This is a genomic window from Microbacterium sp. S1037 (genome assembly GCF_048381605.1).
Classification (GTDB): Bacteria; Actinomycetota; Actinomycetes; order Actinomycetales; family Microbacteriaceae; genus Microbacterium; species Microbacterium testaceum_B.
Map to the genome: position 1 here is coordinate 1,771,997 of NZ_JBLWIG010000001.1, position 24,899 is coordinate 1,796,895.

The 24,899-nt window shown below is 69.9% G+C and carries 21 protein-coding genes; 16 read left to right on the forward strand and 5 right to left on the reverse strand.

What is annotated here, in order from left to right; genetic code table 11:
- Nucleotides 1–35: 35 nt before the first annotated feature.
- Nucleotides 36–683 (reverse strand): Maf family protein, encoded by a 648-nt coding sequence (locus ACMW4R_RS07960; protein ID WP_058595498.1) that lies wholly within the window; start codon nucleotides 681–683, stop codon nucleotides 36–38.
- A 160-nt stretch (nucleotides 684–843) separates the two neighbouring features.
- Between ACMW4R_RS07960 and ACMW4R_RS07965 the strand changes: the two genes are divergently transcribed.
- From ACMW4R_RS07965 to ACMW4R_RS07980, 4 genes are read left to right on the forward strand one after another with little or no spacing between them, the layout of a single operon-like run.
- On the forward strand, nucleotides 844–2,097 hold the full coding sequence (locus ACMW4R_RS07965; protein WP_058595497.1) for a class I SAM-dependent RNA methyltransferase: 1,254 nt from the start codon (nucleotides 844–846) through the stop codon (nucleotides 2,095–2,097).
- A gap of 60 nt (nucleotides 2,098–2,157) precedes the next feature.
- Nucleotides 2,158–2,823, forward strand: a complete 666-nt coding sequence (locus tag ACMW4R_RS07970) for a response regulator transcription factor (RefSeq protein ID WP_058595496.1) — start codon at nucleotides 2,158–2,160, stop codon at nucleotides 2,821–2,823.
- A complete protein-coding gene (locus ACMW4R_RS07975; protein ID WP_153004642.1) occupies nucleotides 2,816–4,087 on the forward strand; it encodes a sensor histidine kinase in 1,272 nt (423 codons plus the stop codon). The genes ACMW4R_RS07970 and ACMW4R_RS07975 overlap by 8 nt, the downstream gene beginning before the upstream one ends.
- Nucleotides 4,084–5,121, forward strand: coding sequence for a hypothetical protein (locus ACMW4R_RS07980; protein ID WP_081318137.1), 1,038 nt, complete (start codon nucleotides 4,084–4,086; stop codon nucleotides 5,119–5,121). The genes ACMW4R_RS07975 and ACMW4R_RS07980 overlap by 4 nt, the downstream gene beginning before the upstream one ends.
- A gap of 312 nt (nucleotides 5,122–5,433) precedes the next feature.
- Here ACMW4R_RS07980 and ACMW4R_RS07985 read toward each other — a convergent pair whose 3' ends face one another.
- Together ACMW4R_RS07985 and ACMW4R_RS07990 are read right to left on the reverse strand one after the other, a co-directional pair.
- On the reverse strand, nucleotides 5,434–5,664 hold the full coding sequence (locus ACMW4R_RS07985; protein WP_363337672.1) for an acyl-CoA carboxylase epsilon subunit: 231 nt from the start codon (nucleotides 5,662–5,664) through the stop codon (nucleotides 5,434–5,436).
- Nucleotides 5,661–7,250: an acyl-CoA carboxylase subunit beta gene (locus tag ACMW4R_RS07990; RefSeq protein WP_058595494.1), complete on the reverse strand. Its 1,590-nt coding sequence runs from the start codon at nucleotides 7,248–7,250 to the stop codon at nucleotides 5,661–5,663. The genes ACMW4R_RS07985 and ACMW4R_RS07990 overlap by 4 nt, the downstream gene beginning before the upstream one ends.
- Nucleotides 7,251–7,421: 171 nt before the next feature.
- On the opposite strand from ACMW4R_RS07990, the gene ACMW4R_RS07995 reads away from it, so the two are divergent.
- From ACMW4R_RS07995 to ACMW4R_RS08035, 9 genes are all read left to right on the forward strand, one after another.
- Nucleotides 7,422–8,204: a biotin--[acetyl-CoA-carboxylase] ligase gene (locus ACMW4R_RS07995; RefSeq protein WP_418299614.1), complete on the forward strand. Its 783-nt coding sequence runs from the start codon at nucleotides 7,422–7,424 to the stop codon at nucleotides 8,202–8,204.
- A 60-nt stretch (nucleotides 8,205–8,264) separates the two neighbouring features.
- Nucleotides 8,265–8,819 (forward strand): PH domain-containing protein, encoded by a 555-nt coding sequence (locus tag ACMW4R_RS08000; RefSeq protein WP_058595492.1) that lies wholly within the window; start codon nucleotides 8,265–8,267, stop codon nucleotides 8,817–8,819.
- A 210-nt stretch (nucleotides 8,820–9,029) separates the two neighbouring features.
- Complete coding sequence (locus ACMW4R_RS08005; RefSeq protein ID WP_418299615.1) at nucleotides 9,030–10,163, forward strand: 5-(carboxyamino)imidazole ribonucleotide synthase; 1,134 nt, start codon at nucleotides 9,030–9,032, stop codon at nucleotides 10,161–10,163.
- Nucleotides 10,164–10,270: 107 nt separating this feature from the next.
- On the forward strand, nucleotides 10,271–10,738 hold the full coding sequence (purE, locus tag ACMW4R_RS08010) for a 5-(carboxyamino)imidazole ribonucleotide mutase (RefSeq protein ID WP_058595539.1): 468 nt from the start codon (nucleotides 10,271–10,273) through the stop codon (nucleotides 10,736–10,738).
- Nucleotides 10,735–12,198 (forward strand): LCP family protein, encoded by a 1,464-nt coding sequence (locus tag ACMW4R_RS08015; protein WP_418299616.1) that lies wholly within the window; start codon nucleotides 10,735–10,737, stop codon nucleotides 12,196–12,198. Before purE ends, ACMW4R_RS08015 begins: the two co-directional genes overlap by 4 nt.
- A complete protein-coding gene (locus ACMW4R_RS08020; protein WP_058629038.1) occupies nucleotides 12,195–13,298 on the forward strand; it encodes a hypothetical protein in 1,104 nt (367 codons plus the stop codon). Before ACMW4R_RS08015 ends, ACMW4R_RS08020 begins: the two co-directional genes overlap by 4 nt.
- 51 nt (nucleotides 13,299–13,349) lie before the next feature.
- The gene (locus ACMW4R_RS08025) at nucleotides 13,350–14,279 is read left to right on the forward strand and encodes a glycosyltransferase family 2 protein (protein ID WP_058629063.1); all 930 of its coding nucleotides are present in this window, start codon (nucleotides 13,350–13,352) and stop codon (nucleotides 14,277–14,279) included.
- A 62-nt stretch (nucleotides 14,280–14,341) separates the two neighbouring features.
- Nucleotides 14,342–14,869: a hypothetical protein gene (locus ACMW4R_RS08030; RefSeq protein ID WP_058613004.1), complete on the forward strand. Its 528-nt coding sequence runs from the start codon at nucleotides 14,342–14,344 to the stop codon at nucleotides 14,867–14,869.
- The gene (locus ACMW4R_RS08035) at nucleotides 14,866–17,583 is read left to right on the forward strand and encodes a hypothetical protein (protein WP_418299617.1); all 2,718 of its coding nucleotides are present in this window, start codon (nucleotides 14,866–14,868) and stop codon (nucleotides 17,581–17,583) included. Before ACMW4R_RS08030 ends, ACMW4R_RS08035 begins: the two co-directional genes overlap by 4 nt.
- Nucleotides 17,584–17,637: 54 nt before the next feature.
- On the opposite strand, the gene ACMW4R_RS08040 is transcribed toward ACMW4R_RS08035, so the two are convergent.
- Together ACMW4R_RS08040 and rfbB are read right to left on the reverse strand one after the other, a co-directional pair.
- A complete protein-coding gene (locus ACMW4R_RS08040) occupies nucleotides 17,638–19,059 on the reverse strand; it encodes a sugar nucleotide-binding protein (protein WP_058629061.1) in 1,422 nt (473 codons plus the stop codon).
- Nucleotides 19,060–19,064: 5 nt separating this feature from the next.
- On the reverse strand, nucleotides 19,065–20,063 hold the full coding sequence (gene rfbB, locus ACMW4R_RS08045; protein ID WP_058595487.1) for a dTDP-glucose 4,6-dehydratase: 999 nt from the start codon (nucleotides 20,061–20,063) through the stop codon (nucleotides 19,065–19,067).
- Between the two features lie 81 nt (nucleotides 20,064–20,144).
- Between rfbB and rfbA the strand changes: the two genes are divergently transcribed.
- From rfbA to ACMW4R_RS08060, 3 genes are read left to right on the forward strand one after another with little or no spacing between them, the layout of a single operon-like run.
- The gene (gene rfbA, locus ACMW4R_RS08050; RefSeq protein ID WP_058595486.1) at nucleotides 20,145–21,020 is read left to right on the forward strand and encodes a glucose-1-phosphate thymidylyltransferase RfbA; all 876 of its coding nucleotides are present in this window, start codon (nucleotides 20,145–20,147) and stop codon (nucleotides 21,018–21,020) included.
- On the forward strand, nucleotides 21,004–22,956 hold the full coding sequence (locus ACMW4R_RS08055) for a rhamnan synthesis F family protein (RefSeq protein WP_418299618.1): 1,953 nt from the start codon (nucleotides 21,004–21,006) through the stop codon (nucleotides 22,954–22,956). The genes rfbA and ACMW4R_RS08055 overlap by 17 nt, the downstream gene beginning before the upstream one ends.
- Entirely contained in the window at nucleotides 22,953–24,887 is a 1,935-nt protein-coding gene (locus ACMW4R_RS08060) for a rhamnan synthesis F family protein (protein WP_058595484.1), read from the forward strand. The genes ACMW4R_RS08055 and ACMW4R_RS08060 overlap by 4 nt, the downstream gene beginning before the upstream one ends.
- Nucleotides 24,888–24,899 lie beyond the last annotated feature (12 nt).

The window sequence follows — 24,899 nt, forward strand, 5'->3', positions numbered from 1 at the left end:
CTCGACAAGAAACGCCGAAAAACGTGTGCGAGACCCTACGAACGATTCCAGAGGCTCGTCCACGAGACCCCGAGCTCTCGGACGAGTCGGCGCACGGTGGACAGCGACATCCCGACAACGGTCGATGGATCGCCCTCGACTCGCTCGATGAAGGCGCCGCCGAGACTGTCCACGGTGAACGCCCCCGCGACCAGCAGCGGCTCGCCGCTGGCGACATAGGCGGCGATCTCGTCGTCGTCCACATCGGCCGCGAAGGTCACGCTCGCCTCGGCGACCGCGTGCGCCTCGGTGGGCGTAGCGCCGGGGGCCACGCGGAACACGCTGTGTCCCGAATGCAGGATCCCGGTGCGTCCCCTCATGCCGCGCCAGCGTTCCGTGGCGGCCTCGGGCGTGTACGGCTTGCCGAGGATCTCGTCGCCGAGCTCGAACATCGAGTCGCCCCCGATCACCACGCCGTCGAAGCTCGGGTCCTCCTCGTGCAGACGGAGGGCGACATCGGCGGCCTTGCGCCGCGCGAGGAGCAGCACGTGCTCGGGAGCGGGAAGACGTCGACCGCTCGCTGCCTCGACTTCCGCGATCACGGCCTCCTCGTCCACCTGCGGCGCCCGCGCCTCGGGCTCGATGCCGGCCTGCCGCAGGAGCATGAGACGAGCGGGAGAAGTGGATGCCAGGCACACGCGCATGCGTCCACGGTACTCATCCCGGCCCTGGCGGCGGAGGTGGCTGAGCCGGTCGAAGCCACCGGACCCTTGGACGGGCGCCGTGTCCTGGCGGCGGAGGTGGCGGAGCCGGTCGAAGCCACCGGACCGGCGATATCCCGGCCGCGTGTGACAGGCTCGGACCATGCACGACGGCGACCTCATCGATCTCGACATCACCGGCATCGCCCACGGGGGAGTGTTCGTCGGTCGTCACGAGGGCCGCGTGGTCTTCGTACCCGACACCCTTCCCGGGGAGCGCGTGCGGGCGCGTGTCACCGACACGCGCAAGAAGGCGTTCTGGCGGGCCGACGCCGTCGACGTGCTCGAGGCTGCTCCCGAGCGCCAGCGGCACGTCTGGGCGGCGGCCGACATCGACGTGGTGCCCGAGGATCGCCCCGGTGGGGCCGAGTTCGGTCATATCGAGCTCGGGCATCAACGACGGCTGAAGGAACGCGTCATCCGCGAGGCTCTCGAACGCGTGGGCAAGCTCGACCTCCCGGTCGACGTGCGCTCGGCGGGGACCGCCGACGATGTCGAGGCGGCGGACGGCACGGGCTGGCGCACGCGCCTGAGCTTGCACGTCGACGAGGGCGGTCGGGTCGGCGCGTACGCGGCGCGCTCGCACCGCGTCGTCGAAACCCCCGACCTGCCCTTGGCCACGGCCGAGGTCGCGCGGGCCGCTCTCGCCGTGCGCGGAGCGCGACCCGGACGCGTCGACCTCGTGCAGCCGGCCGACGGACGCGTGCGCGTGCTGGCGCGTCCGGACGGCGACCGCTCTCGTCCGACCCCCGAGGTCGTCGAGGAGCGGGTCGGCGAGCGCGTGTTCCGGGTGGACGCGGGAGGCTTCTGGCAGGTGCACCGGCTGGCCGCGCGGACCCTGGCCGGTCTCGTTCGAGACGAGCTGACGGCGGCCGGGGGAGTCGACCCCGAGGGGCTCCATCTCGACCTCTACGGCGGTGTCGGCCTGTTCGCGGCGACGCTCGCCGAGATGGGCGGTTCGTCGACGCGCGTGATCAGCGTCGAGTCCGACCCGCGCGCGACAGAACACGCCGGAGAGAACCTCGCGGAGTGGATCGGGGCGCGGGCCGAGACGGCCCGGGCGGATCGATTCGTCGCGGCGCTCGCCGCCGGCGCGTCGGAGCGAGAGCGCGAACGTCTGTCCCGCGGCGTCGTCCTGCTCGACCCGCCCCGCGCGGGCGCCGGGCGCGAGGTCGTCGAGGGCATCGCGGCGTTGGCACCGGCGACGGTCGTGTACGTCGCGTGCGACCCGGTGGCGCTCTCGCGCGACCTGGCCACCTTCGCCGAACACGGTTACGTCGCCGCGAACGGCATCCGCGGAGTCGATCTCTTCCCCCACACCCATCACGTCGAAGCGGTCGTCGTTCTGCGCCGATGACCCGCCGATCGGGGGATGTCCAGACCGTGCGCCGAGAAATCCCGTGGATACGATGAGGGGATGACGCGCGTCGCCCTCATCGATGATCACGAGTCGGTTCGTCTCGGTCTCGAGGCGGCGCTCACCCAGACCGCCACGACCGAGGTCGTGTTCTCGGGTGCGAACGTCGCCGCGTACCTCGACTGGCGTCGCGCAGCGGTCCAGTCCCCGGCCGACGTCGTGGTTCTCGACCTCACCCTCGGCGACGGTACGACCGTCTCCGAGAACGTCGACCGTGTCGTGCGCGACGGCTCGAGCGTGATCATCCATAGCGTCGCTGACCGCCCGGCGGCCGTGCGCGAGGCCCTGGCCGCGGGAGCGGCGGGCATCGTGAGCAAATCGTCCCCGACGCACGAGGTGCTCGGTGCGATCAGGACGGTTGCGCGCGGCGACCTGCTCGACAACGTCGAATGGGCCAGTGCCGTCGAGGGCGACCGTGCCTTCGCGGACGCGCAGCTGTCCGCCCGCGAACGGGAGGTCCTGCGCCTGTACGCGGCGGGACTGCCGCTGAAGGCCGTCGCCGACCGTCTGGGCGTGGCGTATTCCACCGCGAAAGAGAACATCACGCGCGTCCGCGTGAAGTACGTCGAGGTCGGCCGTCCCGCCCCGACGAAGGTCGACCTGCTGCGGCGGGCGATGGAGGACGGCATCCTGCAAGACGCCCCCGAAGCCGGGAACGATGTCTGACAACCTCCGCTCGGAGGCCCAGCGGACGGTTCTCGAGGAGGCCTGGGGGCGGATCCCGCACTCGCGCGAATCCCGTGACGACCCCGGCTCGTTCACCCAGAACCGCATCGAACGCGTCCTGACGATCTTCGTCGGCCCGGCGTCTCTCGCTCTGGGAGCCCAGGCGCTGGTGGCGGCTTTCGGCCGCGCCGACGAGCGCGACGGCTGGCACCTCCCGTTGGCACTCGGGGTCTTCGTCCCGCTCGCCGCGATGATCGTGGCATGCGCCGTCGGGCGTTTCGCGCGGGTGTTCACCGGACTGTTCGCCGTCGTCTTCATGGTCGCTCTGGCGCTCTGGCCCGTCGCGACAGCCGGAGGGCCATCCCCGTCGCCGTTGGAGAACCCCTGGATCTTCTACCTGATCAACGTGGCGACCGTGGCGGCCGTCGTCGCCTTCCCGATGTCGCTGCAGGTCTTCTGGACGGTTGCGGCTCCTCTTCTCTTCGGTGTGGTGCGGCTGATCCAGGCCGGCGGCCGCAGCGAGTTCTTCGTTCCGGTCGCCCTCGACGTGTCATTCGCCCTGATCCTCGGCAGCGTGCTGGTGACACTGGTCTGGATGTATCGCTCGATCGCCACCCACGTCGACGAGACGCGCGCGCAGGCGGTGTCGAGCTATGCGGAGGCAGCCGCCACCGCGGCGACGGAGAACGAGCGTGTGGCGGTCGCCGCTCTCATGCACGACAGCGTCCTGGGAGCTCTCCTCGCGGCGGAGCGGGCTTCGACGCCGCGGGAACGCACGCTCGCGGTGAGCATGGCGCGGGAGGCGCTGACTCGCCTCGCGAACGCTGAGAAGGATGCTCTCGAGGGCAGCGACGCGCCGGTGGATGCCACGGGCCTCGCCGACGACATTGAGGCATCGGCACGCGATTTCGGCGTGAACCTCACCGTTCGACGGCGACTCGACGATGCCACGCCGCGTGTCCCGGGACGGGTTGCGCGCGCGCTCGTCCTCGCGGCCATGCAGGCGGTCGCCAACGCCGTCCAGCACGCCGAGGCGCGCGGGCTCGCCGTCGAGGTGTCGGGCTATGCCGATCCCGGGAGCGTCGTCGTGCGGGTGCGCGACGCGGGTGCCGGATTCGACCTCGACGCGATCCCGGCGGATCGCCTCGGCATCCGCGGATCGATCATGGCGCGCGTGACGGCGGTGGGCGGACGCTCGGACATCGAATCCGGGCCTTCGGGCACCACCGTGACGCTCGAGTGGGAGAGCGGGGACCGCTGGTGACCGTCCGCGCCGTGCTGTCCGTGATCGCGCTCGCCTTCACGGCGTATCTCGCGGCGCGCGGTCTGCTGTGGACGAGTCCCGAGACGGTGGAGCGGGGCTGGTTGATCATCGCCGCACTGGTGCTCTACCTCCCGATCGCGTGGCTGTGGATCCTGTTGCCCGGTTCGCGTCGTCCTGGCGCCCCGGTCGGAACGCCCGGCGAGCGATCGACGATTCCCGGGTGGGCCGCGGTCCTCGCGCTCGTGGCGTCGGCCGTGGTGCCGAACGCGGCTTTCCTCGCCGTCGTGCCCGACGGGCGGACGCAGCCCTTCGTCACGTGGGTCATCGGCGGTATCGGCGCCCTCATGACCATCGTCATGGTTCGGCACCGGCCGATCGTCGCGTGGATCGGCATGGTGGTGCTCGCCGTGTCCGCATCCGTGTGGCTCGGGGTGCTGTCCGCGCTCAGTCTCGGACTCGTCGGGTCACTCGTCTGGGTCATCCTGGCCCAGCTCATGTCGATCGCCCTCGACCGCACCGCGCGCGACGCGGCCCAGTTGTCCGACCTGCAGCAGGCGGCGTCCGCGTGGCAGGCCGCGCAGAGCGGCCGCCAGCGGGAGCGCCGACTGCACGTCCAGCGCGCACTCGCGATCGCTGGACCGGTGCTCGCTCGCGTGATCGAGACGGGCGGCAACCTCCGCCCTTCCGAGAGGGATACCGCGCGCCTGGCCGAGCAGAGCCTCCGCGACGAGCTGCGGAGTCCGCGTCTGCTCGACCAGGGCGTGCGCGCGGAGATCGACGCCGCACGGCGCCGCGGCTCGGCGGTCACTCTTTTCGACGAGGGCGGCCTCGACGGTCTCGATGCGCCGGCGCTCGGGGAGATCCGGGCCGAGCTCGCCGACATCCTGCGCGGCGCCGTGTCGGAGCGGCTCATCATCCGCACCTCGCCGCACAACGGGATCGCGGTCACGGTCGTGGGCCGCTCGACCGGCGAGGGTGCCGGCGGCGACGACGACGAGGTCGACCTCTGGCGCGAGATCCGTCGCCCCCGTTGAACCACCCGGGGCATCCGCTCCTTGGGAATCGACCGTGGTGTCCGGCCGCCTGTCCGCAGGCCCCCGGACACCGAATACTCGGCATGCGTTCTGATCGCCGGTCGTCATCGCGCCGGAGTCGAACAAGCCAGGGGGATGGGGGTGAGGGGCGGCGATAGCGCCGGCCCCTCACCCATGCGGACGGTTACCCGAAAACCGGCCGCGGTGGCCGGAACCGGCTCGATGAGCGGTCCGGCCGAACGCACAAAGCGTTCCAGCTCCTCCAGTATCCGCGAGGTGGTCCGGTGCGTCTGTAGGTATTTCGGGGGACAGTCAGCCGGTGAATCCGCGCCAACCGGCGTCGCGGTTCAGCGGGGCGCGCAGACCCCGCGCAGACAGCTCCCAGCTCGACCGTGCCGCGGCCTCGGGTGCGGTGGCATCCGCCCTCTCGCGGGCATAGGCTTCGCCCGCCACGACGATCGCGGCCGCGAGTTCCTCGGGCGTGGGAGTCCCGCGCACGACGCGCGCGACGGCCTCGGGCGGGTCCAGCGGGGTGTCGCTCACAGCGGGATGTTCCCGTGCTTCTTGGCGGGCAGGCTCGCGCGCTTGTTGCGCAGCGCCCGCAGCGCCTTGGCGATCGACACGCGCGTCTGCGCGGGCTCGATGATGCCGTCGAGCTCGCCGCGCTCGGCGGCGAGGAACGGGGATGCCACGTTGTAGGTGTACTCGTTCGCGAGGCGCGTGCGCACGGCCGCGACGTCTTCGCCGGCCTCTTCGGCCCGCTTGATCTCGCCGCGGTAAAGGATGTTGACCGCGCCCTGGCCGCCCATGACGGCGATCTCCGCGGTCGGCCAGGCGAGGTTGATGTCGGCACCGAGCTGCTTCGAGCCCATGACGATGTACGCGCCGCCGTACGCCTTGCGCAGGATGACCGTCACCAGCGGCACGGTGGCCTCGGCGTAGGCGTAGAGGAGCTTCGCGCCACGACGGATGACGCCGGTCCACTCCTGGTCGGTGCCGGGGAGGTACCCGGGCACGTCGACGAGGGTCACGATCGGCACCGAGAACGCGTCGCAGAACCGCACGAAGCGCGAGGCCTTCTCGCCCGCGTCGATGTTCAGCGTGCCGGCCATCTGCGAGGGCTGGTTGGCGATGATGCCGACGGTGCGGCCCTCGATGCGACCGAACCCGATCACGATGTTCGGGGCGAACAGCGGCTGCACCTCGAGGAAGTCCCCGGCGTCCACGATCCCCGAGATCACCGTGTGGATGTCGTAGGGCTGGTTGGGCGAGTCGGGGATGATCGTGTTCAGCGAGCGATCGGCATCCGTCGTCTCGAACTCGAACGGCGTCTCGTACACCGGGATCTCGGCGAGGTTGTTGTCGGGCAGGTAGCCGATCAGGGTGCGCGCGTAGTCGATCGCGTCGTCCTCGTCGTCCGCGAGGTAGTGCGCGACGCCCGAGCGCGTGTTGTGGGTGTGCGCGCCGCCGAGTTCTTCCATGCCGACGTCTTCGCCGGTCACGGTCTTGATCACGTCGGGGCCGGTGACGAACATCTGGCTGGTCTTGTCGACCATGATGACGAAGTCGGTGAGCGCGGGAGAGTACACCGCGCCGCCGGCGGCGGGACCCATGATGATGGAGATCTGCGGGATCACGCCGGAGGCGGCGGTGTTCAGGCGGAAGATCTCGCCGTACTTGCCGAGGGCGACCACGCCCTCCTGGATGCGCGCGCCGCCGGAGTCCAGGATGCCGATGATCGGGATGCCGCTGCGCAGCGCGAGCTCCATGACCTTGATGATCTTGTCGCCGGCGACCTCGCCGAGCGAGCCGCCGAAGGTCGAGAAGTCCTGCGCGTAGACCGCGACGGTGCGGCCGTGGATCGTGCCCGTCCCCGTCACGACGGAGTCGCCGTAGGGACGGGACTTGTCCATGCCGAAGGCGGTGGTGCGGTGGCGCACGTACTCGTCGAGCTCGACGAAGGAACCCGGATCGACCAGCATCTCGATGCGCTCGCGGGCGGTGAGCTTGCCCTTCGCATGCTGCTTGTCACGCGCGGCGGCTTCGGCGTCGACGACCGCCTCCTGGAACCTGTTGCGCAGGTCCGCGATCTTGCCGGCGGTGGTGAAGAGATCGGGCTGGTCGGTCACGCCTTCCACCCTAGCGACAGCCTCGTCGCCGACGTTGGAGGGTGCGCACAAGCGAATAGGCGAGGCGCTGTGGCATCCGTCCAGTCAAGCGTGTGGGCCGCTGCCCGCACCCGCCGGAACGAGGAAGCGCAAGCGGATGCCGCCGCGCCGGCGATTGCCTAGGGTGTGGGCATGCCGATCCCTGAAGCCGGATACCCGCGCACCGCCGCCGTCAGCCCCCGCGTCCAGGTGGTCGAGACCACCGATTCCACGAACGCCGACGTCGTCGCGGCCGTCACGGCGGACCCCGCCGGCTGGCCGCACCTCTCTCTTCTGGTCACGCGCGACCAGCGTGCGGGCCGCGGGCGCCTCGATCGGACGTGGACCGCTCCCGCGGGAACCGCGATCGCCGTCTCGGTCGTCGTGGACGCCTCCCGGGTGCCGCTGCCGCTGCGGGGCTGGATCCCTCTGGTGGCCGGAGCGGCGATGACCCGCGCGGTGCGCGGCCAGCTCGGCGGGCACGGCGGCACGGTGGAGTTGAAGTGGCCGAACGACGTGCTCGTGGAGGGCGGCAAGATCTGCGGCATCCTGGCCGAAGCGGTGCCGGGGACCTTCGACACCGTCGTCGTCGGAGCGGGGGTCAACACCCGGATGAGCCGGGCGGACCTTCCCGTGGCGACCGCGACGTCCTTCGGGGCGCTCGGGGCGGAGTGCGACGAAGACGAGCTGATGGCGGACTACGTCTCGGGGCTCGCGGAGTCTCTCGCAGCTCTCGCGGCCGGGCACGAGGACCGCGTGCACGGCGACGTCGAGAAGCTCTGCGCGACGGTCGGCCGCGATGTGTCGGTCTCGATGCCCGACGGGACGACACTGTCGGGTCGCGCGACCCGGCTCGACGAGGCGGGTCGACTCGTCGTGGAGGCGGGAACGATCGTCGAGGCGGTGTCGGCCGGCGACGTGGTGCACGTGCGCTGAGGCGCCGGGCGTCCCGCGTGTGCGCCGCGGGCTGCGGCGCGCGACCCGCACAATGAGAGGGTGACCCAGCCGACCAGCTACGGAGGACGCCCGCGCATGCCGGCGCCCGGTGCCGCAGCCCCCGAGCTGCGCATCGCGCGGATCCACGCGCACGCGCGACGTCTCGCGTGGTCGGCGATCGTGCTGATCGGCGTCGCCGGGTCGACGGCGTACTTCTACGACAATCTGCCCGCACCTTTCGAGAACTGGATGCTGCTGAGCACGGCGGCCGCGCTCGTGCTGCTCCTCGTCGTGGTCCCCTACCTCGTCTGGCTGTCGCACACGTGGACGATCACGACCCGGCGCGTGATCGAGCGCTCGGGCTTCTTCGGCTCCCGCACCCAGGAGATCTCGCACGTGCGCGGGTACTCGATCCAGATGCGGCGCGGCGTTCTGCAGCGCCTCTGGGGTGCGGGGACGCTCACGCTGTCGAACGGCGTCGAGCCTCCGTTGCGGTTGAAGAACGTCCCGAACGCCGTGCTGTTGCACGAGACCCTGGTCGACCAGGTCGAGGTCAACCAGATCCTCGCGCACCGCGACTCCCAGGCGTTCGGTTCGGGCTCGGTCGGTCTCTGACGCGGGCTGCGGGCCCGGCGCCGGACATGGCCGTGCCCGTCGAAGCCACCGGCGTCCGAGGGAGTTCCGGTCGCTTCGGAAAGCTCAGGGACCCCCGGTTGCGTCGAGGTGGCTGAGCCCGTCGAAGCCACCGGGACCCCCGCGCCGGGCCGCCTCGGCTCGCGCCCCCGTGAGCAGCCCGACAGAATGGATGCCGACGAAGGGAGCGGCATGACGCTGCGAGTCGGAGTGATCGGTGGCGGACAGCTGGCGCGGATGATGATCGCGCCCGCCGTCGAACTGGGGATCGACATCCGTGTCCTCGCCGAGGACGAGGGGATGTCGGCCGCGCTCGCCGCGTCCGCGGTGGGCGACTACCGCGACGCCGAGACGGTCCTGGCTTTCGCGCGTGACGTCGACGTGATCACCTTCGACCACGAGCATGTCCCGCAGGACGTCCTCGCCGCCCTCGTCGACGCGGGGGTCTCCGTCCACCCCGGACCCGCTCCGCTCGCCGTCGCCCAGGACAAGCTCGTCATGCGGACGCGCATGGCCGAACTGGGTCTTCCCCAGCCCGACTGGGCGGCCGTCGCCGACTCCGCCGAGCTGCAGGACTTCCTCGACGCCCACGGCGGTCGCGCCGTGGTGAAGACGCCCCGCGGCGGCTACGACGGCAAGGGCGTGCGCGTCGTGGCCGCGGCGACCGAGGCCGACGATTGGTTCGCCGCCCTCGCCGAGGACGGCCACGGGGGATCGCTCCTCGTCGAGGAGCTCGTCGACTTCACGCGCGAACTCGCGCAGCAGGTGGCGCGCCGGCCGTCCGGCGAGGTGCGGGCCTACCCCGTCGTCGAGACCGTGCAGCGCGGGGGAGTGTGTGCCGAGGTCGTCGCGCCCGCGCCCCGCGCCGACGCGCGTGTCCAGCGGGTCGCCGCCGACATCGGCGTCGCCGTGGCCGAGGGCCTCGGCGTCACCGGGATGCTGGCGGTCGAGCTCTTCGAGACCAGCGACGAGCGCATCCTCATCAACGAGCTCGCGATGCGTCCCCACAACAGCGGCCATTGGACGCAGGACGGCGCGATCACCAGCCAGTTCGAGCAGCACCTGCGGGCGGTCCTCGACCTCCCCCTCGGAGGGACGGATGCCACGGCCCCCTGGTCCGTCATGATCAACGTGCTCGGGGGGCCCGCCGAAGGCACACTCGAGGAGCGATTCCCCGCCGCGCTCGACGCGCACCCGCACGCGAAGATCCACACCTACGGAAAGGCCCCACGCCCCGGCCGCAAGGTCGGACACGTCAACGTGACGGGCGACGACCTCGACGACGCCGTGTACGAGGCACGCGCGACGGCCGCCTTCTTCGATTGAGCTGAGCGTCTGAGCGCGCCGTTCCGCCTTCTTCCAGCGAGCCGCCCTAGCCTGGACCGGTGACCCGGCCGCTGCATTCTTCCGAGACGCCCGTGGTCGGCGTCGTCATGGGCTCCGACTCGGACTGGCGCGTCATGAACGCCGCCTCCGAGGTGCTGACCGAGTTCGGCATCCCGCACGAGGTGGAGGTCGTTTCGGCCCACCGCACGCCCGACAAGCTCGTGAGGTACGGCCGCGAGGCCCGGAGCCGCGGGCTTCGCGCGATCATCGCCGGTGCCGGGGGAGCCGCTCACCTGCCCGGCATGTTGGCATCCGTCACCGCTCTTCCCGTGATCGGCGTTCCCGTGCAGCTGGCCACTCTCGACGGACTGGACTCGCTGCTGAGCATCGTGCAGATGCCGGCGGGGATCCCGGTCGCCACGGTGTCGATCAACGGGGCGAAGAACGCGGGGCTCCTCGCCGCACGCATCCTCGGGTCGGCGGACGCCGAGATCGCGGACCGTGTCGAGGCCTACGCCCGCGACCTCGAGAGTCAGGTCGAAGACAAGAACCGACGGCTCAAGGAGTCGCTATGACCCTCGCGCCCCCGCGCGCGTCGTCGCGCTCGCCGCTGGTGGAGCAGCGTCCGCTGCGCAACCCCGATCTCGGGTCCGCCGCGGTGATGACGCGGCGCGGTTGGTGGCTCGTCATCGCGAACCTCCTGATCCCGGGCTCCGCGCAGGTGCTCGCGGGCAACAGGCGTCTCGGACGCTTCGGCCTCGCCGCGACCCTGGCGCTGTGGGTCGGGCTCGTGCTCGTCGCTCTCGGCGCGCTGTTGGCGCCGAGCAGCCTGTTCGCTCTGGCGACCGGCTCGTTCATCCCCGAGTTCCTGTCGTGGTTCCGGTGGGTTCCGCTCACCGTGGTGCAGGTGGTGCTCGTCGGCTACGCCGTGCTGTGGATCGTGCTGACCATCGACACGCTGCGTCTCGTCCGCCTCGTGCGGACCGGACCCTTCGCGCGCTTCGGGATCGCGATCGTGTCGATCGGCCTGACGAGCACGCTGGTGGCCGGAGCGGGCTGGGCGGTGCAGACCGCGGGGACGACCCGCGACGCCTTCGCCGACATCTTCGCGCAGTCGGCCCCGGTCGTCCCGCCTTCCGACGGCTACTACAACATCCTGCTGCTGGGCGCGGACTCGGGCGAGGGCCGGGACTCCATGCGCTTCGACAGTATCTCGGTCGTCTCGATCAACGCCGCTTCGGGTGCCGTGACGATCACCGGCATCCCGCGCGACATGCCCAACTTCCCCTTCGCGCCCGGACCCATGCAGGACAAGTACCCGAACGGGCACGAGGGCAAGTTCGACCCGGACTGCGGGTGGGGCAGCGGCATCAACCAGCTGCGCACCGAGGTCGAGGTCTGCCAGGACGGCAATGCCCTGTATCCGGATGCCAAGGCACACGGTTCCGAGCCGGGCATCGAGGCGACCAAAGACGCGGCAGAGGGCATCCTCGGCATCCAGATCCCGTACTACGTGCTCATCGACATGAAGGGCTTCGCCGACCTCGTGGACGCCCTCGGTGGAGTCGACATCACGGTCGACGAGCGCCTGCCGAAGGGCGGTCCCGCGTATGACGGGCAGCCCGTCGACGACTGGGCCTTCGGATGGATCGAGCCCGGCGCGCAGCACATGGACGGCGACACCGCCCAGTGGTACGCCCGTTCGCGGTACACCACGAGCGACTTCGACCGGATGCGGCGTCAGCGTCAGCTGCAGGAGGCGATCCTCGCGCAGTTCACCCCGCAGAACGTCCTCACCCACTTCCAGGACGTGGCGTCGGCGGGGACGAACATCGTCGAGACCGATCTTCCCCAGGGGCTCATCGCTCCGACGCTGGTGGATCTCGCCCTCAAGGCGAAGGACCAGCCCGTCTCGACCATCGAGCTCACGCCCGAGGGCGGGGTCGACGAGTTCGACCCCGACTACGCCCAGGTGCAGCAGATCGTGCGCGACAAGCTTCATCCCCCGACCGAAACGGAGAGCCCCGCGCCGTGACCGTCACCCTCCGCGTCGTGCTGGACCAGCTCGTCGCCCCCACGTCCCGCGACCTCGCCGAGGCGTCGGTCTCGCTGACGCAGGCGCTCATCGACACCGCCCCGCGTGGATGCGACGTCGCGAGCATCGTGCCCGCACCCGGGCTTCCCGACGACGCCGGGGTCACCGGTCTGTCGGCCGAGACGCGCCTCCCCATGCGGCGGCGCGAGCTCGCGGCGTCCTGGCAGTTGGGCGTCGCCCCCGGCGTCGGCAAGGGGCTGATCCACTCACCCACCGCCCTCGCGCCGCTGGTGCGCCACGACCGTGTCAACGAGACGCACCAGATCGTGGTGACCCTGTGGGATCTGCGCGCCTGGGAGACTCCCGAGGAGTTGCCCCGCGCCGAGGCGCTCGCCGCCCGCGCCCTGCTGTCGCGCGTCGCGAAGCACGCCGATGCCGTCGTCGTCCCGACCCACGCGATGGCCGCGCGGCTGGGCGAAGTGGCCAAGTCCAAGCTCGTGGCGAAGGTCCGCGTGATCGGGGGAGCCCCCGCCGCCGGGATGCGCGTCCCGTCCGACGTGGTCGGACGCCTGCGCGCCCTCGAGCTGCCGACATCGTTCCTCGCGCTCGCGGGCGGCCGTGCGCCGTCCGACGGACTCGCCGACGCGTTCGCCGCGGTCACGGCGGCCGGCTGGGCCGGCGACGTCGTCGTCCTCGACGTGCCCGAGGGGGAGGAGCCCGCAGTCCTCGAGATCGCCGTCGCCGCCGGGGTCTCAGAGGAGCGCGTGCACGCCCGCGGTTCGCTCGACCAGTGGGACCGCGCCGCGGTGCTCTCGCACGCCGCCGCGTTCGTGACCGGGTGCGCACGGACGGACTGGCCCTGGCGCGCCGTGGACGCTCTGGCCGTCGGCATCCCGATCGTCGCGGTCGACACCCCCGTCCACCGGGAAGTACTGGCGGATGCCGCGGCCCTCGCCCCCTCGGACGCCCTCGGGGGCGCGTTGGAGAGGGCCCTCGGGGAGGACGGCGCGCGGCTGCGCGTGCTCGCCGGCGACCGCGCCAAGGGCTTCGCGTGGGAGGCCTGTGCCGACCGGATCTGGGCGCTGCACGCCGAACTCTGAGACCGGCCCGGTGCCGCGTCTCGGCACTCTCCGGCCCCTATGCTCGGACGCATGCCTGCACGCGCCGGGATCGTCGTCCGCACCCGCCACCGCCCGGCGTTCCTCCGCCGGGCGCTGGGGGATGTCGCCGCGCAGCGGTTCGAGGACTGGAGGTTGGTCGTCGTCAACGACGGCGGTGACGCGTCCGAGGTCGACGCCGTCGTCGCGACCGCCGGGCTCGGCGATCGCGTCGAGGTGATCCACATCCCCGCGGGGGAGGGCGGGCGCTGCGTCGCGGCGAACGCGGGAGTGCGCGCCCTCGACACGGAGTACGTCGTTCTCCACGACGACGACGACCGCTGGCATCCCGCCTTCCTCGAGCGCACGGTCGCCTGGCTCGACGCGCACCCCGCGCACGCCGCGGTGTCGGCCGCGACCGAGATCGTGTACGAGGAGAACCGCGGCGGCGCGTGGGTCGAGGTCGGCCGAGCTCCGTTCTGGGCGGGCATGAACCGGATCTCGCTCGGCGAGATGATGAGCGTGAACCGGGCCGTTCCCATCTCTGTCGTCTACCGCCGCGGCGTGCACGACGAGGTCGGCTGGTACGACGAGACCCTGGATGCCGTCGAGGACTGGGACCTCTACCTGCGGATCCTGCGTACGCACGAGATCGGTTTCCTCGCGGGGGAGCCGCTCGCATTCTGGACGCAGCGGCCCGACTCGGTCGGTCTCGACGCGAACAGCATGTTCGGTCTCGCGGCCGAGCACGCCCGCGACGACGCGGTGGTGCGCGACCGTGCTCTCGCCGAGTGGGTGCAGCGCGAAGGCCCCGGGCTGCCGCTGTACCTCTCGTCCCTCCAGACGCAGCTGGCCGCGCACGTCGACGCGGCCGTCGACCGCCTGCGGGCGGAACTCCGTGAGGACGTCCGGCGCGAGATCGACGCGCATCAGCCCCTGCTCTCGCGCGTCCGGCGGCTTCGGCGGCGGCTCGGGCGTCGATAACGGGGCTCTACCGATTGTCGGCAATATTCCCATCTGTCACTTAAGCCACGCATAATGAACGCGTGAAGCACCTACACGACGCCGCTGTCCCGTCTCGTTCGAGGCGGGCGCGCGTCGCGCTGCCCGCCCTTCTCCTCGTCGCCGGCGTCGTGACGCTGTCGGCCTGCGCGACGCCCGTCGCGGGCGCTCCGACACCGTCGCCGAGCCTCTCGCCGTCGGCGTCGCCCACCGCCAGCCCCACTCCGATCGTGACCTCGACGCCCCAGCCCGAACCGAGCGAGAGCCCGACGTCCGACACGCCGTACAACGGCGAGATCCTCGTGGTGACCTCCGAGGTCCGTGACGGCGCCCTCGAGGTGACCGCGATGGTACCCGGGGTCGCCGAGTCCGGCGGCACGTGCACGCTCACGCGCGACGACACGCAGGAATCGGTCTCGGTCGCCGGAACGGAAGGCAAGGGCGTCACCTACTGCGGCCTGATGTCCATCCCCGTTGCGAGCGGCGAAGAGAAGGTGTCCTTCCACGTCGGATACGAATCCCCGCAGCTGCGCGCGCTCTCCGCGACCGCGACGATCGAGCCAGGGCAGTGATCGTCCGCACCCGCCGCCGCAGCGTCGCGGCGGTCATCGCCGTCTGGGCGTGCGTGATCGCCGTCCTCGTGGCCGTCCCTGTCGCACTGCCCGCGACGGTGAGCCCGGTGGGGGCCGCCGCGGCCGCCGACGCGTCGGACTGGAACGCCGGCAACATCATCGACGATGCGGTGTTCTACGACGGCGACGCGATGAGCTCGAACGACATCCAGGCGTTCATGGAACGACAGGTGCCCTCGTGCCGTTCCGGGTACACCTGCATCAAGGATTACCGCCAGAACACCGACAACCGGCCGGCGGACAAGTACTGCAACGGATATCAAGGTCAGCCGAACGAGAGCGCGTCGACCATCATCGACAAGGTCGCGCGCTCGTGCGGGATCAGTCAGAAGGCGCTTCTCGTGCTCCTGCAGAAGGAGCAGGGCCTCATCACGTCGACCGCTCCGTCCGACTGGAACTATCGGGCGGCGACTGGGCAGGGATGCCCGGACACCGCCCCGTGCGATGACTCGACGGCGGGCTTCTTCTACCAGGTCTACTACGGGGCCCGTCAGTTCGAGGTCTACCGCTTGAACCCCACGTGGTGGGGTTACCAGCAGGGCCGCTGGAACAACATCCTCTACAACCCGGACGGCGGCTGCGGAACACAGCGCGTCTACATCGAGAACGCCGCTACCGCCGGCCTGTACATCTACACGCCGTACGTCCCGAATCGCGCCGCGCTCGACAATCTCTACGGCACCGGCGACGGATGCTCCGCCTACGGCAACCGCAACTTCTGGCGCACGTTCACCGACTGGTTCGGCTCGACGCGCGCGGGTGGCCGCCCCTTCGGCAACATCGACGCCATCGAGGCGTACCCCGGTGGCATCCGTGTGCGTGGTTGGGCGATCGACCCGGATACCACCAGCCCCATTCAGGTGCAGGCTTCACTGGGCGGCGTCGTGACGACGCTCACTGCCGACGGCGATCGCGCGGATGTGGGCGCCGCGTACCCCGGGAGCGGCAACCGACACGGCTTCGACGCGCGTGTCCCGGTCACCCAAGGGGGCACGGGCCAGGTCTGTCTGTACGCGGTCAATACCGGACAGGGATCGAACGTGACCCTCGGATGCCGCGACATGCCCTTCTACACGGGATCGCCGGTGGGTGCCGTCGACGTCGTGAAGGCATCGTCGGGATCGGTGACGGTGTCGGGGTGGGCCCTCGATCCGGACACGGCCTCGTCCATCGCCGTCCACGTCTACGTCGACGGGGTCGGCACCGCGTTCACCGCGACCTCGAAGCGCCCCGACCTCGCGGGCCCCTATCCGGTCCACGGGACGGCCCACGGTTACAACGTCACGCTGAAGATCCCTTTGGATGCCAAGCAGCTCTGCGTGTACGGCATCAACACGGGGCGCGGCGACAACGCGACTCTCGGGTGCCGCAACATCATGACCCCCGCAGCGCGGGACATCGGGCGCGCCCCCATCGGGAGCCTGGACGGAATCGATGTGGCGGGGACCTCCGCGCGCGTGCGGGGATGGGCCATCGATCCCGACACGAAGAAAGCCATCCCGGTGCACATCTACGTGGGCGGGCAGGGCAAGGCGTACACCGCTGACGATGCGCGCAGCGACGTCGGTGCCGCCTACCCCGCGTACGGCAGCGCGCACGGCTTCTCGGAGGTCGTCGACCTTCCGACGGGGGACAGCACGGTGTGCGCCTATGCGATCAACACCGCGGGCGGCAACACGACCCTCGGCTGTCAGAGGGTGACGGGCAAGGACAAGGGGCAAGCTCCGGTCGGAAGCCTGGACTCGGTCACGGTCTCGGGGCGCAGCGCGACCGTGTCGGGTTGGGCGATCGATCCCGACACCGTCCGTCCCATCGCGGTTCGCATCTCGGTCGATGGGAAGAGCACCCGGGTGACGGCCAACGCGTCGCGACCCGACGTCGCCGCGGCTTACCCCCTCTACGGTCCGGCGCACGGATTCTCGCGAGCCGTGGACATCCCGATCGGACCGTCGAAGGTCTGTGTGACCGCAATCAACACCAGCGGCCCCGACACCGACCTGGGGTGCAAGTCGGTCGCCACGCGCGATGAGGGGCGCACTCCGGTCGGAAGTGTCGACGAGGTGCGCGTGGCCGGTAACACCGCGACCGTTCGTGGCTGGGCGATCGATCCCGACACCGCCAAGCCGATCGCCGTGCACGTGTACGTCGGGTCATCGGCGACGGTGCTCACGGCGGACCGCAGCCGTCCCGACGTCGGCGCGGTCTTCCCTCTCTACGGTGCGGCGCACGGTTTCCAGTCTTCCGTGAAGCTCCCCGTCGGCACCTCGAGGTTGTGCATCTACGCGATCAACACGGTCGGTGCGAATCCCCTGCTGGGATGTACCACCGTGACGGGCGCGGCGGGCGCTCCGGTCGGCAACCTCGACGCTGTCAGCGCGGGAACGGGATCGGTTTCGGTGCGCGGGTGGGCTTTCGACCCCGACGTGAAGGCACCTGTGTCGGTCCGAGTATCGATCGACGGCACGACCACTTCCGTCCGGGCGGACAAGTCCCGCCCCGACGTGGGCGCGGCGTTCCCCGCTGCGGGTTCGATCCACGGTTTCGAGCAACGGCTCACGGCGAAGAAGGGCAAGCGTCAGGTCTGCGTGAGCATCCCGGACGACAAGGGCGCGTTCAGTGTCGATCTGGGATGCAAAACGGTCACGGTGGGCTGAACACGACGAACCCCGCTCCACCCTCGGGTGAAGCGGGGTTCGTCGTGTTCGCGGTCAGCCGCGCGCGAGGTAGGCCCGCAGGCTCTCCGTGGCATCGCCGAGTGCGATGCCGACAGCGGTCGTCCCCGTCGTGTCGAGGACACTGTTGTGCGGGCGGGGCGCGACGGGCGAGGTCGCGCCGGCGAAATACTCCGCGGTGCTCACGCCGGTGACCCGGGCGGGATCGTGGCCGGTGAGCTCGTAGACCTGACGGGCGATATCGCACCAGGATGTGGGGGCGCCCTGCCCCGTCACGTTGTAGACGCCGAAGGCGGCAGCCCCGCGCACCAGGCCGTGGATCGTCGCCGCGATGTCGGACGTGAAGGTGAGACGACCCACCTGGTCGTCGACGACGCGCGGATCGATTCCCCGCTCGGCGAGAGACGCCATCGTGCGTACGAAGTTCGCACCCTCACCGATCACCCAGCTCGTGCGGACGATGTAGTGCCGGGGGACGACCGAGACGATCGCGTCGCCGGCCGCCTTGGTCTGCCCGTAGACGCCCAGGGGTGCGTACGGCTCATCGGTGCCGTAGGCCCCGTCCTTCGTTCCATCGAACACGTAGTCGCTCGAGACGTGGACGAGGGTGATCCCGTTGGCGGTCGCGATGCGGGCCAGGGCGGCCACGGCGGTGACGTTCGCCGCCCACGCCTCGGTGCGACCCTCGGGTGTCTCAGCGACATCGACCTTCGTGTACGCGGCCGCGTTGATGATCGTCCCGTAATCGCGCCAGCGGCGCGCGGCATCCAGGTCCGGCGAGGTCAGGTCGAGGTCGGCGCGCGTGGCGTACTCGATCCACGGGTGGTCGCCGAACTCCTCACGCAGGGCCCGGCCGAGCTGGCCGTTGGCGCCGGTCACGAGGATCTTCTTCGGGGGCATGGGCACGACGTCGGCGAGGCGCGGGTGGTTCTTGTCCTTCGCGCTGATCTCCACGTCGTCGAGGGGGATCGGCCAGTCGATCGCGGCGGTCTCGTCGGCGAGGTTGAGGAAGGTGTAGGTGGCGTCGGGCGACCAGTGGTCGTTCACGAGGTACGTGTACGCGGTGTCGGGTTCGAGGGTCTGGTACGAATTGCCGACGCCTCGCGGGACGAAGATCGCCGTCGACGGGTCGAGCTCCGTCGTGAAGACCGCACCGAACGAGTCGCCCTCGCGGAGGTCGACCCACGCGCCGAAGATCCGTCCGGTCGCGACCGACACGTACTTGTCCCACGGTTCGGCGTGGATGCCGCGGGTCGTGCCCACCGCGTCGTTGAACGAGATGTTGTTCTGCACCGGACCGAAGTCGGGCAGGTCGACACCCGCGGCGGTCATCTTCTCGCGCTGCCAGTTCTCTTTGAACCATCCGCGCGCGTCGCCGTGGACGGGGAGATCCAACACGACGAGCCCGGGGATCGGGGTTTCGCGCACGGACAGCGCCTTGCCGAAATCGATCGACACCGCGGTCACTGCCCCTTGCTCGCGTAGAAGGCCTCGACGCCGTCCTTCGACGGAGCCCACCAGGCCTCGTTGTCGCGGTACCACTGGATGGTGGCCGCGAGTCCGGATTCGAAGTCGCCGTACGTCGGCGTCCAGCCCAGCTCGGTCCGCAGTTTGGTCGAGTCGATGGCGTAGCGCAGGTCGTGGCCGGGGCGGTCGGTGACGAGGTCGTACGCGTCGGCGGGCTGACCGGCGATCTGCAGAATCAGTTCGACGACGCTCTTGTTGTCTTTCTCGCCGTCCGCGCCGATGAGGTAGGTCTCGCCGATCTCGCCCTTGTCGAGGATCGTGAGCACGGCCGAGGAGTGGTCGTCGGCGTGGATCCAGTCACGCACGTTCTCCCCGGTGCCGTACAGCTTCGGGCGAATTCCGCGGATGACGTTGGTGATCTGACGGGGGATGAACTTCTCGACGTGCTGGTAGGGGCCGTAGTTGTTCGAGCAGTTGCTGATCGTGGCGCGAACGCCGAAGGAGCGCACCCATGCGCGCACGAGAAGATCGGAACCGGCTTTCGTCGACGAGTACGGGGATGACGGGTTGTAGGGCGTCGACTCGGTGAAGCGCGCCGGGTCGTCGAGCTCGAGATCGCCGTACACCTCGTCGGTCGAGATGTGGTGGAAGCGCACGTCGTGACGGCGCGCGGCTTCGAGCAGCGTGTACGTGCCGATGATGTTGGTGTCGAGGAAGGGGCGCGGGTCGTGCAGCGAGTTGTCGTTGTGCGACTCCGCGGCGTAGTGCACCACGGCGTCGGCCTCAGCCACCAGCGGGTCGACGACGGCCGCGTCCGCGATGTCGCCGACGACGAGACGCACGCGGTCCTCGGGGAGGCCCTCGAGCGACGCGCGGTTGCCGGCGTAGGTGAGCTTGTCGAGCACCGTCACCGTGTGGTCGGTGTGCGCGATGACGTGGTGCACGAAGTTGGAACCGATGAAACCGGCGCCACCGGTCACGAGAAGACGACTCATGGCCTCAAGATTACCGGTGCACCCGTCGCGCCGTCGGGCGCTGGATTGGCACCCGCTTGCGGATGAGGGAAACTGGTCTTCATGCGCGGAATCATTTTGGCGGGCGGCACGGGCTCCCGACTGCACCCCATCACTCAGGGAATCTCGAAGCAACTCGTGCCCGTCTACGACAAGCCGATGATCTACTACCCGCTGTCGACGCTGATCCTCGCCGGCATCCGCGACATCCTCATCATCACGACACCACAGGATTCGGAGCAGTTCCAGCGTCTCCTCGGCGACGGGTCGCGCTTCGGGATCTCGCTGACGTACAAGGTGCAGCCGTCTCCCGACGGTCTCGCGCAGGCCTTCCTCCTCGGTGAGGAGCACATCGGCTCCGACTCCGTCGCGCTCGTCCTGGGCGACAACATCTTCTACGGGCAGGGCATGGGCACGCGCCTGCGCCAATACACCGAGCTGGACGGCGGTGTCGTCTTCGGGTACCGGGTCGCGGACCCGACGGCATACGGTGTCGTCGAGTTCGACGCGGACGGTCGAGTGGTCTCTCTCGAAGAGAAGCCCGAGCACCCGAAGAGCAGCTACGCCGTTCCCGGACTGTACTTCTACGACAACGACGTGATCGAGATCGCGCGCGCCCTCAAGCCGTCCCCCCGCGGCGAACTCGAGATCACCGACGTCAACTCCACCTACCTCGAGCAGGGACGCCTGCGCGTCGAGCTGCTCCCGCGCGGCACCGCCTGGCTCGACACCGGGACGTTCGACTCGCTGAGCGAGGCGACCGAGTTCATCCGCACGGTCGAGAAGCGTCAGGGGCTCTCGATCGGCTGCCCCGAGGAAGTGGCGTGGCGTATGGGCTTCCTGTCCGACGACGAACTGCGAGAGCGCGCTGAACCGTTGGTCAAGAGCGGCTACGGCCGCTACCTGCTGACCGCACTCGACAATGCCGCGGACCGCTGACGCCGTGGCGCCGGTCGCCGCCGCCGCGGGCGTGAGCCCGGAGGCGACCGACCGTGCCGTGGTCTACGCCGTTCGCGCGAAGGGTCGCATCGAAGAGACCACCGTCCTGGCCCTGCGATCGCTCCGTGCTCTCGCCGCGACGATCGTCCTGACGCACCCTGGAACCCTGTCTCCCGAGCATCGGACACTCCTGGCGGGACTCGTCGACGATGTCCTCGAGACAGAGGCCGAACAGTTCAGCTCGACGTCCTACGCCGCAGCTGTCGAGCGCGTTCGTCGTCGCCGCGCCCAGACGACCGAGGTCGTGCTGACCGGCGACTCGTGGTTCGGCCCGGTTGCCGACCTGGACCCGCTTTTCCAGCGCATGGCGGACACCGGAGCCGACGTCTGGGACGTCGTTCCCCCGGCACCCCCTCGGGAGTCCTTCCCCGAGGAGGGATTCCCCGGCGTGGCGGACCGGCCCTGGTTCTTCACGGTCGTGCGACGCGAGTTCTTCACCGGGAGCGCCTGGACCCGCTGGTGGGCCGAACAGAGCCAGCCGGGTGAGAGGGAACGGTCCTTCGCGAGCTACGTCGCCGCCGCGGGGGCTCGTCATGAGCGGGCCTTCGACACCGAACGGCTACACGCGAACGACCCCGCGCTGTTCGTCCCCGAAGACCTCCTCGACATCGGAGTTCCGTTCGTCGATCGCGCGGTGTTCACCAGTTACCCGCCCTTCCTGGATCGCTTCGCCATCCTCGCGAGCGAGATCGCCGACATGATGGGCGAGCGCGGGTACCCCCTCGGGGTCCTGCGGTCGAGTCTCGCCTCCTGCATGCCGCCCAAGGCGCTGAACACCAACCTCGGCCTGCTCTCCGTCCTCTCGGATCACGCGGTCGATGCCGAGAGCGGATCGTCACTGTCGATCGCGGCCGTGGTGCACGTCAGCGACATCGACGAGGTCGACGAGGTCCTGCGTCGCCTGCAGTTCCTTCCCCCCGGCGCGTCCGTGTTCGTCACGACGACCGAGGGCGTCACAGCGGCGCGCCTGGAGCGCCTCCTCGAGGCGTGGGCGACGACGAACGCGCACACCTACGAGCTGCGCGTGACACCGCAGAGCCCGGGGCGCGACATGGCCGACTTCTTCGTCGGCTGTCGCGACATCCTCCAGTCCGACGAGTACGACCTCGTCGTCAAATTGCACATGCGCCGCGCGCCGTGGAAGACGATGAACCGTCTGCGCTACTTCCGCCGCTACCAGTTCGACAATCTCCTCAGCAGCCCCGGGTACGTCCGCAACCTCCTCGCTCTCTTCGAGAAAGAGGAGAAGCTGGGGGTCGTGTTCCCGCCGATGATCCACATCGGCTACGCGACCATGGGGCGAGGGTGGGCAATGCTGCAGCCGCACGCGAAGCGCCTCGCGAAACGGCTCGGCATCCGCGTTCCCCTCGACGTCATCTCGCCGCTCGCGCCCTACGGGGGGATGTGGGTGGGCCGGCCGGCCGCGTTCCGCGCCATGATGACGCGACGGTGGACCTTCGCCGACTACGACTGGCGGTTCCAGCGTCGGTTCGGTCATCTCGCGCACCTCCAAGAGCGTCTCGTGAGCGCCGCGGCAGGGCAGGCGGGCTTCTACTGCCGGACGGTCTTGAACCACGCACACGCCGAGATCAGCTACACCGCCCTCGAGTACAAGGTCGACCAGCTCTTCTCCACGACGCGCGGGTGGCCGGTCGAGCAGATCCGGTTCCTCCACCGCGCCGGTTACACCGGCTACGGCGGGACGGTCGCCCTGGCGCGCATGTTCCTCCGCGTGAACCATCCCGGTGTCGTCGACACCTTCCGCCCGTTCTACCGGCTCGCGTGGCGAGGGTTCCGGGTGGTGTCGGCGGTGCGCCGGTTCACCTCGCGGCTGCGCACGGAACGGGGAGAGAAAGACCAGGAGGCGTCGTCGTGAAGACCGCAGAGCTCATCGGCGACTGGACGCGCCCCGCCGACACGTTCCCGGAGGACGGCAAACGTCTGCTCATCTACGTGGTGTTCGACCGTCGGGGCGAGGTGGGCGACTTCGTCCTCTACGCACTCGAGCACCTGCGCGCCTTCTGCGACGAGATCGTCGTGGTCTCGAACGGTCCGCTCACCGCCAAGGGACGAGAGCGTCTCGAGACGGTCGGCGACCTGGTGCTGGAGCGTCCCAACGAGGGCTACGACATCTGGGGCTACAAGCACGGGCTGGATGCCGTGGGGGAGCGGGTCGCGTCGTTCGACGAGCTTCTGCTCGTGAACGACACCTGGTTCGGGCCGATCCGCCCGTTCGGACCGATCTTCGATCGGATGAACGCCCACCCGCTGCACTTCTGGGGCATGACGGACCACCTGCGCGTGGAACCGCACCCGTTCACCCCGGAGGACCAGGACTACCTGCCCTATCACCTCCAGTCGTACTGGGTTGCCGTCCGTCGGCGCATGTTCACCTCACCCGAGTGGCAGGCGTACTGGCGAGATCTGCCCGCGATGAAGACCTACTCGGACGCGGTCACCAAGCACGAGGGCATCTTCACGCAGCACTTCACTCAGCAGGGGTTCTCGGGCGAGGTGGCGTTTCCGACGCTCACCGACAAGATCGAGAACCACGCGGTCCTCTACGCCGAGCAGCTCATCGATGCGGGGTGTCCGACGCTCAAGCGGCGGCCGTTCTTCCAGTGGCCGGTGTTCCTCGATCGTGTCGCCGTCATCGGCAAGTGGACCCTCGAGGCGGCCGAGCGCAACGGGTACCCGGTCGAGCTGATCTTCGACGATCTCGCCCGAAACGTCGAGCCGCGCGTCCTGAACGCCGACGCGGCGCTGTTGCGCGTCCTGTCGCCGACGGATGATGCGTATGATCCCGCCAAACCGCTGCGCACGGCCGTGATCGCGCACATCTTCTACGTCGAGATGACCGACGAGATTCTCGATCGCGCCGGGTACCTGCCGGGAGACGTCGATCTCATCGTCACGACGCCCGAGCGAGAACGAGCCGACGAGATCGAGCGCATCGTCGCCGCCCGGAAGTTCCCGGGACGAGTGGACGTCCGTGTCGTCGCCTCGAACAACGGGCGTGACCAGGCGGCGTTCCTCATCGGATGCCGCGACGTGCTGCTCTCCGACGACTACGACCTCGTGGTCAAGATCCACTCCAAGAAGACGCCGCAGGACGGCGCCAACGTGGGACGGCACTTCCGTCGTCATCAGTTCGAGAACCTCCTCGCCGGGCCGCACGAAGCCGCCAACGTCGTCGCCCTCTTCCAGCAGCAGCCGGGACTCGGGCTCGCGTTCCCTCCCACGGTTCATCTCGGTCACCCCACGATGGGGCACAGCTGGTGGGCGAACCGACCCGGGGTCGCAGAACTGTGCGCCGAGCTCGGCATCCGCGTCCCCTTGGACGAGGTCTCGCCGCTCGCACCGTTCGGATCGATGTTCTTCGCCCGTCCGCAAGCGCTCCGGCTCCTCGTCGAGCGGGAGTGGACCTACGACGAGTTCGGCGGAGCCGAGGCCTACGTCGACGGGGGACTCGCCCACATCCTCGAGCGGATGCCCGTCTACGCGGCGGGCGAGCTGGGGTTCCACTCGATGACGATCGCCACGCCCGCGTACCTCGCCAAGAGCCACACGGCCTTCGATTACAACCTCGATCAGATGTCGGCGACGATGCCCGAAGACACCCAGCACCAGGTGCAGTTCCTTCGACGCGCCGGCTACATCGGGTGGGGACGGTTCCGCGACTTCGTCGACATGTGGGTGCGGCTCCACCGTCCGGACGCGGCGGATCGCGTCGACAGTCTGTTCGCGCGGACCGAAGGAGTGCGCGGCGGGTTGTGGCGCGCGCGGCAGCGTCTGCGACGTCGCTGAGTTCAGACGTCG

Coding starts and splice junctions, on each gene's coding strand:
- ACMW4R_RS08005 (WP_418299615.1), top strand. CDS start 9,030: ATGACGCTGCGAGTCGGAGTGATCGGTGGCGGACAGCTGGCGCGGATG.
- ACMW4R_RS07975 (WP_153004642.1), top strand. CDS start 2,816: ATGTCTGACAACCTCCGCTCGGAGGCCCAGCGGACGGTTCTCGAGGAG.
- ACMW4R_RS07960 (WP_058595498.1), bottom strand. CDS start 683: ATGCGCGTGTGCCTGGCATCCACTTCTCCCGCTCGTCTCATGCTCCTG.
- ACMW4R_RS08025 (WP_058629063.1), top strand. CDS start 13,350: ATGCCTGCACGCGCCGGGATCGTCGTCCGCACCCGCCACCGCCCGGCG.
- ACMW4R_RS08055 (WP_418299618.1), top strand. CDS start 21,004: ATGCCGCGGACCGCTGACGCCGTGGCGCCGGTCGCCGCCGCCGCGGGC.
- ACMW4R_RS08015 (WP_418299616.1), top strand. CDS start 10,735: ATGACCCTCGCGCCCCCGCGCGCGTCGTCGCGCTCGCCGCTGGTGGAG.
- ACMW4R_RS07970 (WP_058595496.1), top strand. CDS start 2,158: ATGACGCGCGTCGCCCTCATCGATGATCACGAGTCGGTTCGTCTCGGT.
- ACMW4R_RS07995 (WP_418299614.1), top strand. CDS start 7,422: ATGCCGATCCCTGAAGCCGGATACCCGCGCACCGCCGCCGTCAGCCCC.
- rfbA (WP_058595486.1), top strand. CDS start 20,145: ATGCGCGGAATCATTTTGGCGGGCGGCACGGGCTCCCGACTGCACCCC.
- ACMW4R_RS07965 (WP_058595497.1), top strand. CDS start 844: ATGCACGACGGCGACCTCATCGATCTCGACATCACCGGCATCGCCCAC.
- rfbB (WP_058595487.1), bottom strand. CDS start 20,063: ATGAGTCGTCTTCTCGTGACCGGTGGCGCCGGTTTCATCGGTTCCAAC.
- purE (WP_058595539.1), top strand. CDS start 10,271: ATGGGCTCCGACTCGGACTGGCGCGTCATGAACGCCGCCTCCGAGGTG.